Source organism: Xenorhabdus yunnanensis (assembly GCF_028598805.1).
In the GTDB taxonomy this organism is placed as follows: domain Bacteria; phylum Pseudomonadota; class Gammaproteobacteria; order Enterobacterales; family Enterobacteriaceae; genus Xenorhabdus; species Xenorhabdus yunnanensis.
The window spans coordinates 1-12,733 of sequence record NZ_JAQRFI010000070.1; the positions used below are offsets into that span (position 1 = coordinate 1).

The 12,733-nt window shown below is 39.7% G+C and carries 18 protein-coding genes; 10 read left to right on the forward strand and 8 right to left on the reverse strand.

Annotated features, from left to right (window positions below; translation table 11 throughout):
- Positions 1-16 precede the first annotated feature (16 nt).
- Positions 17-304, forward strand: a complete 288-nt coding sequence (locus PSI23_RS18810) for a helix-turn-helix domain-containing protein (protein WP_273556511.1) — start codon at positions 17-19, stop codon at positions 302-304.
- Here PSI23_RS18810 and PSI23_RS18815 read toward each other — a convergent pair.
- The gene (locus PSI23_RS18815) at positions 301-738 is read right to left on the reverse strand and encodes a conjugal transfer protein TraD (protein WP_273556512.1); all 438 of its coding nucleotides are present in this window, start codon (positions 736-738) and stop codon (positions 301-303) included. The genes PSI23_RS18810 and PSI23_RS18815 overlap by 4 nt on opposite strands.
- 206 nt (positions 739-944) lie before the next feature.
- Between PSI23_RS18815 and PSI23_RS18820 the strand changes: the two genes are divergently transcribed.
- The 4 genes from PSI23_RS18820 (at position 945) to PSI23_RS18835 (ending at position 4,187) form a co-directional block, all read left to right on the forward strand.
- Positions 945-1,994: a MobA/MobL family protein gene (locus PSI23_RS18820; protein WP_273556513.1), complete on the forward strand. Its 1,050-nt coding sequence runs from the start codon at positions 945-947 to the stop codon at positions 1,992-1,994.
- Between the two features lie 14 nt (positions 1,995-2,008).
- A complete protein-coding gene (locus tag PSI23_RS18825; RefSeq protein WP_273556514.1) occupies positions 2,009-2,737 on the forward strand; it encodes an SH3 domain-containing protein in 729 nt (242 codons plus the stop codon).
- A 69-nt stretch (positions 2,738-2,806) separates the two neighbouring features.
- Complete coding sequence (locus PSI23_RS18830; RefSeq protein ID WP_273556515.1) at positions 2,807-3,697, forward strand: hypothetical protein; 891 nt, start codon at positions 2,807-2,809, stop codon at positions 3,695-3,697.
- A gap of 46 nt (positions 3,698-3,743) precedes the next feature.
- Positions 3,744-4,187 carry a DUF1240 domain-containing protein gene (locus tag PSI23_RS18835; protein ID WP_273556516.1) on the forward strand — a complete coding sequence of 148 codons (444 nt, stop codon included), beginning with the start codon at positions 3,744-3,746 and terminating at the stop codon, positions 4,185-4,187.
- A 30-nt stretch (positions 4,188-4,217) separates the two neighbouring features.
- On the opposite strand, the gene PSI23_RS18840 is transcribed toward PSI23_RS18835, so the two are convergent.
- Positions 4,218-4,697 (reverse strand): Hcp family type VI secretion system effector, encoded by a 480-nt coding sequence (locus tag PSI23_RS18840; protein ID WP_273556517.1) that lies wholly within the window; start codon positions 4,695-4,697, stop codon positions 4,218-4,220.
- A gap of 143 nt (positions 4,698-4,840) precedes the next feature.
- Positions 4,841-5,536, reverse strand: a complete 696-nt coding sequence (locus tag PSI23_RS18845; protein ID WP_273556518.1) for a replication initiation protein — start codon at positions 5,534-5,536, stop codon at positions 4,841-4,843.
- 1,051 nt (positions 5,537-6,587) lie between these two features.
- Between PSI23_RS18845 and PSI23_RS18850 the strand changes: the two genes are divergently transcribed.
- Complete coding sequence (locus PSI23_RS18850; RefSeq protein ID WP_273556519.1) at positions 6,588-7,343, forward strand: DNA methyltransferase; 756 nt, start codon at positions 6,588-6,590, stop codon at positions 7,341-7,343.
- On the opposite strand, the gene PSI23_RS18855 is transcribed toward PSI23_RS18850, so the two are convergent.
- Together PSI23_RS18855 and PSI23_RS18860 are read right to left on the reverse strand one after the other, a co-directional pair.
- Positions 7,333-7,995, reverse strand: a complete 663-nt coding sequence (locus PSI23_RS18855; RefSeq protein WP_273556520.1) for a hypothetical protein — start codon at positions 7,993-7,995, stop codon at positions 7,333-7,335. The two genes, PSI23_RS18850 and PSI23_RS18855, sit on opposite strands and share 11 nt — an antisense overlap.
- Positions 7,995-8,219 carry a helix-turn-helix domain-containing protein gene (locus PSI23_RS18860; RefSeq protein ID WP_273556521.1) on the reverse strand — a complete coding sequence of 75 codons (225 nt, stop codon included), beginning with the start codon at positions 8,217-8,219 and terminating at the stop codon, positions 7,995-7,997. The genes PSI23_RS18855 and PSI23_RS18860 overlap by 1 nt, the downstream gene beginning before the upstream one ends.
- 742 nt (positions 8,220-8,961) lie before the next feature.
- On the opposite strand from PSI23_RS18860, the gene PSI23_RS18865 reads away from it, so the two are divergent.
- The 3 genes from PSI23_RS18865 (at position 8,962) to PSI23_RS18875 (ending at position 10,361) form a co-directional block, all read left to right on the forward strand.
- Positions 8,962-9,246, forward strand: coding sequence for a helix-turn-helix domain-containing protein (locus tag PSI23_RS18865; RefSeq protein WP_273556522.1), 285 nt, complete (start codon positions 8,962-8,964; stop codon positions 9,244-9,246).
- A gap of 264 nt (positions 9,247-9,510) precedes the next feature.
- Positions 9,511-9,732, forward strand: a complete 222-nt coding sequence (locus PSI23_RS18870; protein WP_273556523.1) for a hypothetical protein — start codon at positions 9,511-9,513, stop codon at positions 9,730-9,732.
- Positions 9,733-9,812: 80 nt separating this feature from the next.
- The gene (locus PSI23_RS18875; RefSeq protein ID WP_273556524.1) at positions 9,813-10,361 is read left to right on the forward strand and encodes a hypothetical protein; all 549 of its coding nucleotides are present in this window, start codon (positions 9,813-9,815) and stop codon (positions 10,359-10,361) included.
- Positions 10,362-10,396: 35 nt separating this feature from the next.
- Here PSI23_RS18875 and PSI23_RS18880 read toward each other — a convergent pair whose 3' ends face one another.
- From PSI23_RS18880 to PSI23_RS18890, 3 genes are all read right to left on the reverse strand, one after another.
- Complete coding sequence (locus tag PSI23_RS18880; protein WP_273556525.1) at positions 10,397-11,161, reverse strand: hypothetical protein; 765 nt, start codon at positions 11,159-11,161, stop codon at positions 10,397-10,399.
- A gap of 227 nt (positions 11,162-11,388) precedes the next feature.
- Positions 11,389-11,778, reverse strand: coding sequence for a hypothetical protein (locus PSI23_RS18885; RefSeq protein WP_273556526.1), 390 nt, complete (start codon positions 11,776-11,778; stop codon positions 11,389-11,391).
- 114 nt (positions 11,779-11,892) lie between these two features.
- Positions 11,893-12,144 (reverse strand): plasmid stabilization protein, encoded by a 252-nt coding sequence (locus tag PSI23_RS18890; protein WP_273556527.1) that lies wholly within the window; start codon positions 12,142-12,144, stop codon positions 11,893-11,895.
- A gap of 494 nt (positions 12,145-12,638) precedes the next feature.
- Between PSI23_RS18890 and PSI23_RS18895 the strand changes: the two genes are divergently transcribed.
- Positions 12,639-12,733, forward strand: a 95-nt coding sequence (locus tag PSI23_RS18895) for a helix-turn-helix domain-containing protein (protein WP_273556528.1), incomplete at its 3' end; no start/stop codon positions are given.

Genomic DNA, 12,733 nt, shown 5'->3' on the forward strand with positions numbered 1-12,733 from the left:
ATGAGGTGAAGCAGGTATGAATACACAAGACTGGCATCCCGCCGATATCGTTGCCGCCCTTCACAAACAAGGCACAACCGTAGCTGCTCTGTCCCGCGAATCCGGTTTAAGCTCTTCCACACTGGCAAATGTCCTGAAACGGGCATGGCCTAAAGGCGAATGGATCATTGCCCGTCGTTTGAATATACACCCCGCTCAAATCTGGCCTAGCCGGTATTTTGAGCGAGGACAGATGACAGAACGAAAACCCAGAAACACCCCCGCCTGGAATGAGCTGGTCAACAAAGATGATAACGGCTTCTAAGGTATTTTGGTTTCACTTTCAGCAAGCAGCCGGTCACCGAGGCTTTTTAACGCCTGCAATTTTTCCTGCGGGCAGTGGGTTAGCTTAACCAGCGCCCCGACAAACGTTCCGGCATCAAGGGTCAGCTTTCCGGTTTTCTTGTCAACGAGTCCGGCAAGGCTGACCAATCCTGCGATTTTAAACATCTCATGATTGCGTGCCTTACGTGCTGCCAGCCGTTCTGCGTTGATTACCCTTGCTGCGGCGCCTTTGGCTTTCATCGCCCGCTCTGCGGCTTTTTCTGCCCGTTTCAGGACTATCAGCTTGCGTTCTTCGTCCTTTGTACGGTCTTCGATACCGGCGAGCTTCACCAGCCATCGCTGTTGTTCGGTGGGCGATTTTAGTCCCTCGATGTAACTCACCCGTGCCTGCAACCATTCATCATTCGTGCCCATTATTACCTCGCAGTACGATGCCAATATTCAGCGCCGTTTCCTTACCCATAACTTAAACACTTGTTCGCCTATTGCAAAATTAACATAATACAAATCGGCTCACCAATGTTTAAATTATGGGTAAGGTGCGTTTAGATGTTTCTCATTCCATGAGAAACAGCGCGTCGGAGCTTTGCTCCGAATTGAACACCGCGAGGTAGGCAGATATGGCGATAGCCCGATTAAGTGTGAAAGTCGGCAGGAAAGGAAAAGGCGCGCAACATGCGGCCTATATTGCCCGTGAGGGGAAATATCAGGATCGGCTTGAAAAAGGGGAGCGACTGGAGTCTACGGATCACGGCAATATGCCTGCATGGGCAAAAGACCACCCACAGCAGTTCTGGTTGGCGGCGGATGCCTTCGAACGTCAGAACGGGACGGCTTATCGGGAGATGGAAATTGCATTACCCCGTGAGCTAAGTCCGGCACAACGGGAAGGGCTTATCCGTGATTGGGTTAAGCATGAGCTGGGCGAACGGCACGCTTATCAATGGGCTATTCATGTGCCGACTGCCGCTGACGGCGGCGAACAGCCCCACTGTCACCTGATGTTTTCAGAGCGGACTGATGACGGGATTGCCCGCGATCCAGAGCAGTATTTTAAGCGGTTTAACCGTAAAGCACCGGAGAAAGGCGGCAGCCAGAAAGCGAATACCGGCTTAGATCCCAAAACAAGGAAGGAACAGCTGGTTGCCTTGCGCGAACGCTGGGAAAAAGCCTGTAATCATCATCTGGCGCTGGCTCAGTGCCCTGAGCGTATCGATATGCGCAGCTATGTTAAACAGGGTTTAGACCTTGTACCGGAGAAAAAAATGTTGCCCAGTGCATGGCGAAGGCCGACAGAGCGTAATGCCATCATGGAATACCGTCATATCCGCCGTGAGCAGATAAACAGTCAGCAAATTGTTCAGTTGATGGAAAAACAAGACAAAATAGAGTATTCGCCTGAAATTACCCGCGACAGGGTTTATTTCCAGTGTGAATATGAGATTTTTAACGGAATGCAGCAATTTAAGCAAAACTATCAGTCGGATAAGCTGGAGAAAGAGCAGAGAAAACAACAATTGCTTGAGGCTCAGCAACGACAAGAAGAACAGGCAAAATTACAGGAAAGACTGCGTACCGAACACGAACGGCAGGAAAAACTCAGAGCCGAACAGGAAAAGAAATCACAAAAACGTCAGCGCCATTCCCCAGAACGGGGTTTTAGTTGGTAACCACAGAGGCAGATATGAAAAAAGAATTAACAGAGTTTGAAAAGATTTCCGGTTATCTCTACGTACTGGAACAACAGCAAGAGGTTGTGACTGGCTTACTGACTGCGGCAGGTGAAAATCAAGGCACTGTTGCTGATATCATCATGAGATTTGAAAGCGCCATCAGTCTGACGATAAATGAACTCAGACAACAGCTGGCTGAACTGGATCATATCGAGGAACAAAAAGCGCATATGAGCCAGGTTCTGGAAGAGTTGAAAGCGATTAAGTCCCGAACTGCCGATTCGATGGATGCGAGCGCCGCCCAGTTCAGGAAACTGGCCAGCACCGTCCCCGCTGAAATAGAGCAGAATATTCTGGCCTCTATCCAAAAAACCGATATTGCTGGGGCTGTCCGGCAGAGAACGGATGCGCAGATGGAGGTGATAGCCGAACAGGTTAACCAGTTGACTAATCATAGCAAGGACATTGAGAAAACTATCAATGTCGCAAAGACAGATCTTCAATGGCGTTATAACTGGCTTCAACGCTACTTTTGGTGGATGATTGGCGGTGCAATGTTGTCGATAGGGATTGTTACAGGTGTCAGTGCTAACTTTTTCTTCAGTAAAGATGTGGACAGAAACTTCAACGCCATAGCCAGTATTTATCGGCTGGTCGAGGAACTTAAAACGCAGTGTCATACCCCGACAGATAAACTTGATCTGCTTCCCAATAATTCAGAAAATATAAAGAAAAAATAGCCGAGTCCGATAAGATATTAGACAAAATATCAATAAATTATCATGTTATGTGATTTTATGGGGTGTCAAATGAGTAGAAGTGAATTTGAAAGAGCATTTATGGATGGGCAGGTAGTACTTGATAATGGAAAACTAAAACCTCTTACTCATATGAAAGAGTATAGAAAAAAACAATATGCTGAACTTGAAAGAAAATTAAGTGATAAAGAGAATGAAGAGCATTATGCACTAATAACTCTAGAAGAGGCTCTTGGTTTTTTAAAATCTGCTTTATGTAAAGATGGTACACATAAGGCATGGAAAGATAAAATATTTGCTTGCACCGATCCAGCATCTTCGTTTGCCGGAAATATGATGGAACTTGTTGGTGTTATGAAAATAATTAATGAGTTCAGAAGTCTAGGTGTTGAAGCTAAAGAATATAAAGGTAGAGGAGGAGCTACGCACATTAAAATAACTGGTAAGCAAAGTGTTAGAAAATTTATCACAGGCACAAATTATCGTCTTGATAATCAAAAAATATTAAAAATAGGTATTGGTTCAAAAAGTATAGCAAATGGCATAGTTTCAGGGGCTAAGTTTTGTATATATTTTTCTCTTGCTTATAGAGCTATTGAGTTTATGACAAAAGATGAATATGCTCTGGCTGAGTTTTTGGGAAATGTAACAGTTGATGCCGCAAAATTATTGATTACCACATTATTAACTGCCGCCGTTGGTAAAGTAGCGTCTAGTTATTTTTTAGCAGCAGGTGTGAGTATAATTGGTGTTTCTGCTGGATTGTTTTTTATTGGTGTTGGGATAGCAGTCGCTTTATATTATCTTGATAATGAGCTAGGAATATCAGACAAAGTAATAAATGCTATTAGAGAAGCGGATGAAAAAATACCAGGGGATTATTATGAAATTAATCGTCAAAGTATGGCGCTAAGTATGCCAGCTATTTGGCCGTGGAACTAAGTGTAATACGAGGTGTTTTTCATGATAATTGTGAAAGGAATTCCGTATGTCAAATAAAGCTAGAAATCAATATCAAAAACCAGTTATTCTCCCTTTTTGGAGTAGGGTGTTTTATATAATAATTTTGTTATTAGTTATTGTTATTATATCTATAGTGGTTTTTTTTTCATGGAGTGATTTAATTTCACTAGTTAATTTAAATGAAAGAGTGTATTTTTCTTGGCGAGTATTTTTTATTTCATTTGGATTTCCGATAAGTTTTCATTTGTTATTTTCTATTATGTCTGCTTGTTTTTCAGATACCCCTAGACCATATAAAGGTCGTGTTGTTAATTTTTTTGTTTGGGTGTTTTTCGGGGCTTTAATTCTTAGTGTTCCTGTGTCTTTATATGTTGATAATAAATTAAAAAACTCTGGGTATGTAACATGTAGTAAAAAATCTTTAATTGCACCAAATGAATATGTTAGAAATATAAGTTTATGCCACTAAGCATATATTAAAAATATGCTTAGTTTTTATTTAGTACACTCTGTCTTCCCATATACTATAGGCAGATGTACCTGCTGTTACATGATTCCATGAAATTGATTTATAGTTTAGTATAATTCTTTCATATGGCATGGCATCAAAATCATTTATAGAGTTCGGATAAGTACAAGAAACTTCAGAAATTGTGGCTTCCGTAATTTTTACTTCATAAAAAAGCTCTAAATGCCCTATTTTACCAGTTCTGAAAAAAATAAATTTACCATCTAGCGATTCGTTGGAATCTATTGCCATAGCTAATAATGGTGATGATTTATCTATGGGTTTGATAAATTGTATGGGGTGATGGCTTACATTCTGTTGACGGGATATTGAATGATCTAAACTGAGTATCTGTATTTGATCTTCGTGTCCGTTTTGATACCTGTTTCCTATTGAATCGGGGGTTGAACACCCAGCCGATATGAGGCCTTGTTTTTTACCATTTAAAGTTAAATAAATCATGTATGACATAAAATTACCATCCTAGTTTTTTTAATCTTGGAAAGGTAAAATAACATACAAGTTAAAGTAACAGTAGTAATTCAAAGTAAAAAATAGATACTTAAAATGATTTTTGTTATCTGAATTGGTGAGTTTGTAATAAAAATGGAGATTTAAATCGCCATTTTTATTTGATTGTCTTCTTTAAAATGAAAATGTAGCCCGACTACTTTTCTACCTTGTTTTACTGTATCCACTTTTACATCTAAGTTTGTTTTTTCATTTAATTCATCAACAGCGGGTTTTATTACCCATTGATTAAGTGCTCTAAACTGAGGATATTTATCCCCTATACCTAAGATAATCCTAAATTCATCAAGTGGCATGTATCTATTTTGGAAGTCAAATCGCTGTATAAGTAATTCGTATAACCTAATGCTGTATGCACTTGTCAATGATGATACATTTTTCAATAGTATCTTAGTAAAAGACCCTTGTAACATCGTTAAGTAGGGTAGAACGGAGTCAGAAAAAGTGATTTCAATTTTTCCTTCTCCTGAGAGGTACGTAGCTCTTTCTTGTAACCATCTAACTTCTCGTTTCATATTCTCATCTTTGATGAAAATAGTTCTATCCCAAAGCCTATCTATAGCTTTATTTAATTCTCTTTCTGCGTTTTCTCTACCCATTTCGGGAAAATTACAAAAGAACTCAGATGCTGTAATGGTCATTGTTTTTTGATTTTCAGCCGGAACATCAAAAGCTTTTAATTTGCAGATGCAAGTGAGTAAAAAACGTTGTTCTTGCAAAGTCAATTTGTAACTAGCTTCAATTAAACTGTTCGATTTTATAGCAACTTGGCTCATCATAATTTAATCCATGTTATGTATAGATATAATAATAATCTATACTATTTCTATTTGCATAGAGATTTTTTTTTCTATACCTTATTATGTGGATATCACCGTAATTTTCTATGCGCTTTACCGTAATTTTCTATGCGCTTTAAGGTGAAAGTACCGTAATTTTCTATGCGCTTTGCCGTAATTTTCTATGCGCTTTGCCGTAATTCATTAAAAAAATCAAAAAGATGCATACCCTATAAGGTTTATAATTTAAAAGAAATAAGGTTAAATAAGGGGGATGCTCTGTGGATAACAAGAAAAAATAAGATTCCATTTAAGCTGGAATATCCAAACATTTGACAAAGCCAGATCCGTTGTCTCCGACTCTACACACCTTTTGCTACATCTCGTTTCATACCGATAGGTTCGCTTCGCTCACGGTTTTGCACGGCGGAGGGGGCAGACGCAGCTGTTTGATCCATGATGATCCAATTAATCCGAAGAGTAACCATCCATGTCTTAACAGTCATAAACCCATTTAAAAACCTCTCTGAGCCATTTTTTAGACATCAACATAAGTTCCATCATCAAGAGTAAAAAAACGCTCAGAATCGTTCTGAGACGTTTTTATCAATGATTTCTTATATGGGATTCAGACTTACAACCCCAACACAGGGAAATAAGCTTGCAGTTAACGACTTTAACCGGACGGCTGAACAGGTACCAGAAAGGTTGATTCAGCAACTCTAGTGATAAGAGCAGAAATGGAGTAATGGTTTCATGTATGGGTTCTAAGGATAACACTGCTTCAATCCATAAACTTGTTGAAAATTGGAGAAAAATAGATGTTAAAAACACACTCAAAAGCCCTAAAAATTATTGTAAACTTTCAGGATGGATTTGGACGTCTAGGGGGGTGTTTAGTACTTAAAATCGTTCTCAGGCGTTCTGGTGGTGTCTAACAGACTGTTTTTATAGCTAAACTCGCCGTTTAAAATAAGGCTCTTATACGCCTTGATTATTAAACATTTGTTCGGCATTATCTCCTTTGAAATATTCCAAAATAGGTTTTATTATGTCTTTGTTGTTAGATGAAAAAATTAAGCCAGGTGATAGAAAAGAAGTAAAAAAGAGAGTGCAAGGAGGAGTTGCTACAAGCGATGTAATTATGTCTGCTCATATGAGTGGAAATATGGATATATTCCCTCATATTTTAGATCTTCACGTTCCTGATGGCTCTGTTATTGCTGATGTTACTTTTGGTGGTGGGGTTTTTTGGAAAAAAGTAGATTTAAGTAGGTATAAACTATTAGCTACTGATCTTTCTGATGGAGTAGATTGTAGAGATTTACATTATGAATCAGCTAGTTTAGATGCTTTAGTTTTAGATCCTCCTTACATGGAAGGATTACTCAGAAATAATACATCGCATAAAGCTGGTGATGGTTCCCATTCATCTTTTAGAAAATATTATTCAAATGGAGATGAAAAAAGTGAAAAGGGAGCTCCTAAATGGCATGCAGCAGTAACTGATCTTTATTATAAAGCAAGTAATGAAGCCTTTCGTGTTCTAAAAGATAATGGTGTTTTTATTGTCAAATGCCAAGATGAAGTATCAGCGAATAAGCAATGGCTTACTCATGTTGAAATTATTAATTATTGTGAGTCACTTGGATTTTACACAAAGGATTTATTTGTAGTTATCCGTAGTAATAAAGCTGGTGTTTCTAGAGTGAAAAAACAAGTTCATGCAAGGAAGAATCATAGTTACTTCCTTGTGTTTATTAAGCTTTCAGAGAAAAGAAGAAAAAGAAAAAATTCTATGGTTTGATTTTTATTGTATCTATACCTTTATTATCTTCCTCTTCTATCATTGATGATTCATTTATTTTATTTGATATTAAATCCTCAAGAAGAGGAAAAGGATCTTCATAGAATGGAGGTTCTGGAGGCCAAGTTACTGGTACAAGAGATGCAATTAATTGCTTCCTTTGTTCTTCAGTGTATTTCTTGTATCTTGATGTTGGTAATTCTGAGTTTTTCGCAAAGGCAAATTTCCAGCTACCATCAAAAGCGAAGCAGTTTACTGCTAATAAATCAAACTCACCTTTTAAAAGAAGAGTTGTATTTAATTCGCTTCCATCAGGGAATTTTACTATCCGTCTATCACTACCATCAACTTGAGCTTTTCCGGAATAACTACCATCCTCATTCTTTTTGCACATGGCAGTTTGCAAGCTTTTTACTTCAACAGTGAATTTTTTCCCTTTATACAAAAAGTTCCTATCACCTTTTTTATTTCTATCATGGTCGTCATCTTTAGACACTTCACTAACACGATCATCTTCTAAAAATAATTCATGGAATTTTTCTTCAGCAACGTATCCTAAGATCATTCCTCTGAGAGAAGGGTTTCTATCAACTATATCTGTCAATTCATCTTCGGTTATTTCTAGACGGTCTAAAATGGTTTTTTTCTCCATTATTTCTTTATTTCCTTTAATAAAGTCAATAGGTCAATATTTAACCTTTCACATATGTCACTTAGCTCTATTACATCTATTCGTCGCTCTCCTGTTTCATATTTGGATACAAAAGATTGTTGTTTTCCTAAAAAACGAGCTAGTTCGTTTTGTGTCAAACCTTTTTCTTTCCTTTTGGAAATCAATAGGTTTTGAAGATTTTGATAGCGATAGTCTTTTTTCATACAGGTAATATTGAATCCCAAAATGGAATAACCCAAATTAGGATTTAAATGGATTTTGATCTTGTAAATGAATGTGAGGGGAACTCTTTGACTTGCAGGAGAATTAGATTTAGTGTTTGTACATACAAAAAACGGACAATGAACTGTGGTAACTGGTTTCGGAAGAACGCAGTTACCTGAATAGGTGTGATAGTCGGGCTAAACGGTGAGTTTGTACAAATACCTGTATTAACTGTTAATACATCAAGCATACTGCAAGCTGATTTGTGACCCAATTAAAACGGTTGTTATTCATTCAAGCAGGGAGGTGGCGTCACTTGTGTTTTACCAAGTGACGCCGTTAAAAAAACAGCTGCAACCCTTGTCTAGTCTGCTTTTCGACAAAACCGTACCGAGTGAAGCCACTTAAAAAAGCCGGATACACCCATTTTACCACGGTGTTGTCTTTTCCCTTTCTCATCACGTTATTACTTGAATCACTACTTACATCTATTTGATTATCTTATTGAAAACTTTTATCTAACCCGTTAATCTGATAATGCTATTGGCAAAATCCGATAGCCGGGGATTAGCAACCCTGAAAATAGTTACCCACTGGTAGGAAGTTTCTGCCAGTGTGCCTGCGTTCGCCTATTCAATGGCGGTTCAGGCGGGGGAGGCTTCGGCCTCGCCGGATGGTAACTACCGGTATTGCTAACCCTGCTTGAATCGCCACCAATAACAACAATGAGGTGAAGCAGGTATGAATACACAAGACTGGCATCCCGCCGATATCGTTGCCGCCCTTCACAAACAAGGCACAACCGTAGCTGCTCTGTCCCGCGAATCCGGTTTAAGTTCTTCCACGCTGGCAAATGTCCTGAAACGGGTATGGCTCAAAGGCGAATGGATCATCGCCCGCCGTTTGAATATGCACTCCGCCCAAATCTGGCCAAGCCGCTATTTTGATATGAAGGGACGCATAACAAAACGAAAACCCAGAAATGCCCCAGACTGGGATACGCTGGTCAGTCAGGGCGACCGCTAAGTTGGGAATAAATTTAAAAAATTTTAGGGTCAAATACGGGACCAGATGTGTTTTGTAGCACTGCCAATATGCCGGCAATCCAACAAAACATTTTTGGATAAGGTCAGCTTTTAATGAATTCCTGAAGATCCCTGTTTTTATTTTCCTGATCCTGTTTCCGGCGCAGTCTCTCTGCTGTTGCAGTTGCATTCCGGCGTCGCCGTTCTGCATCCTGCGCTTTGATTCGGCTCTGTTCAACTTCATGTGCAGCGGCGGCTCGCTGCCATGAGGTTCCTGACTTTGGCCGCTACGTCTTGTTCACGCTGCCGGGCACGGTCTAAAGCGCAGGCGGCTTCTCTTTCCCGGGTTTTTGCGGATTGTAGTTGTGTCTGTAACCGTTGGTGCGCGACTTTCTCGGCGCGTTCAGCACGACGCTCTGCGGCTTCGGCCTGTTGCCGAAGGAAGCAGATTTCATTTGCAATTAGCGTGAGCCGAAAAACAGGATAAATACAAATCCGGTTGTTTTCTATTTCGAGTCGTTACAGGTAATATTACAGGAGGTTTTTTAAAAAAATGGATACGTTAAAATGTCTTATTTCCCCATGCAGGTAATTGCATTTTTTATTTTTGGAGTTACTTTTTTATCATCTCTTAGTGTTTTTATTTTAATGAAAAAAAAATTTTTAAAGGTCATTTGTTGCGGCATGGTTCTCGTTGCTTCTGGTTTTTTTGCTATTAAATCGTTCAGTGGTATGTTTGGCGACAATTACGAAAATGATACCAAACTGTATCTCACAGCCGTTTTTGCATCTAATCATAGCAGTGATTCTGATTTTTTATCATCAATAAGGGAGGTCAGAAAAAACGCAGGATTTGAATCAACTGATATTTATGTAAATTCAGTATGGAATGGAATATATTATTTTGATGATAGGAAAATACCACTAAATATTTATGAAATTAACATTAAATGGAAGAATGAGAAAAAAGATGTAGTAGAACATGACTGCTTTATGTTTTCTTATGCAAATGATTGGGAAAATGATTATATGAGAGAAATAAAATTTCATAATGATTGTTCAAAAAAAGATAATTTTATTTCCGAAATAAAAGAAAATCTTAATAAGATACTATAACATGTAGTGGGATCATGGTCCCACTTAAAAGTCAGTTACTTTTTCTGTTGATCAAGCATTGGTTTTACTTTGGTTTCATACGTATGTTTATCGATATCAAAATTCACTGGTTCTTTCCATTCTCCAGTGATTTCAAACGGTTTAAATGGATCAATAGGTGCTTCAAACCAGTTAAAAATATCAACAGTATCTGAATATTTATCATACAGATGATAATTAATTTCTCCGGAAATATTATAATTATTTCCACGAGGTTCAATTCGTACATTGTCTAAATTTCCGCTAACTACCGCCCCTCCAACAGACCATAACGCGTCGTTCACATTTCGGGATTCAATACCAAAATCATACGCATTTCGAAAATTAATTCGTTCGCCATTTTGGATTTGCGAAATAAAACGCGACTGAATACTACCACTAGGTCTTTTAAAAGCGCTTGGTTTTTGCATTAGACTGCGAATCCTATCATGTATTCCAACCTGATGAGTGGTCAGTGGCTCTCCCGTATTTTTGACATAGTGATTAAACAAACTAATCGTGCTCATGCTGTTATCTGTTTCGGTAGCTTTGTGGATATTTCTTAAATAATCAGAACTCTGCTTTGCCAACATTCCGAGAGAGCCCGCATACCTAATTGCCGCTTGTTTCTTACCTTTTGTAACATATGTTTTTATTATTTGTTTTGTTGCATTTATCACCAATGCGTTTTCTTTTTTATTATACTCGCAATCTTTTTTCCCACACAGTGGACAAACGTCTATTGATAATAATTTATCAATATCAATATCTTTTTTTGCCATTTTATTTCCTTAATTATGAATTAATATATTCACTACATTTTTTAATAAATATATACGGAGAAAATAATATTCTTCGTGTATATGGGTTATTTTATATTTTTATTTAATACTAAGATATTTAAATTAGATGTATTATCATTGTTACAAATCAGATTAATAAAATGATAAGGATTGTTTTTTAGCACTGCCAATATGCCGGCAATCCAACAAAACATTTTTGGATAAGGTTAACTTTTAATGAATTCTTGATCCTGTTTTCGGCGCAGTCTTTCTGCTGTAGCTGTTGCATTCCGGCGCCGCCGTTCCGCATCCTGCGCTTTGATGCGGCTCTGTTCAATTTCATGTGCAGCGGCGGCTCGCTGTCGTTCGGTTTCTGCCATGAGGTTCCTGACTTTGGCCGCTACGTCTTGTTCACGCTGCCGGGCACGGTCTAAAGCACAGGCGGCTTCTCTTTCCCGGGTTTCTGCGGCCTGGAGTTGTGTCTGCAACCGTTGGTGCGCGACTTTCTCGGCGCGTTCAGCACGACGCTCTGCGGCTTCGGCCTGTTGCCGGTAGTACCTGCGCTGGTTCTCGTGATCTGCATCCTGCGCTGTGCTGAACGACGGCGCGGAAACCATGAGTGTGAGAATGCCGCCTAGCACGGCGCCGGCCAGAAGTGAATGACGACGGCAAATCCCTGTGCAATCACCCTGATCTGGTCATTTTCGGCCAGTATGCCGACGATGAGATCATTACTCCTGATAACGGCTTTGCAACTGCTGGCGAAGCTGTCCAGTGGTCATGCCTGGACGACTGTCGGCACGGGCGATCGCAACTTTGGCTCTTACCCGTTCTTCGTACTCGGCCTGTGCCAGTTCCTCGTTAGCTAACCGTTGCAGAAGTCCTGCATTGCGGGCTGCGTCGGTGCCGGGCATGAGCTGGGGCAGATTTTCTGCCAGTTCACGCAGGAAGTTGGCGTTTTCATAGTGGGTTGTGTTGCTCATGGTCATGCTTCAAATCTCCGTAAGTGCGTGGGGAATGTAGCAGGATAGCCCATATGGGCATGTTTTCTGTTGATTATGCGAGAAGACTTACCTGTGCCGATTATACGCCATAAAATTTAATTCATTAAATTAAGGCGCGAGAAATGGCAGATCCGAGGATTGTTAGCCGGAACCGCCCAAAGAATACTGGTTTTGCATGTTCCATTTTCATCAATCTTTTACGAGAATAACTAAGTTTCATCTATATGATTATCTTATTGAAATATTTTATCCAACCCGTTAACCTGATAACGCTATTGGCAAAATCCGATAGCCGGGGATTTCCAACCCTGAAAATAGCTACCCACTGGTAGGAAGTTTCTGCCAGTGTGCCTGCGCTCGCCCGTTCAATGGCGGTTCAGGCGGGGGAGGCTTCGGCCTCGCCGGAAGGTAGCTACCGGTATTGGAAACCCTGCTTGAATCGCCACCAATAACAACAATGAGGTGAAGCAGGTATGAATACACAAGACTGGCATCCCGCCGATATCGTTGCCGCCCTTCACAAACAAGGCACAACCGTAGCTGCTCTGTCCCGCGAATCCGGTTTAAG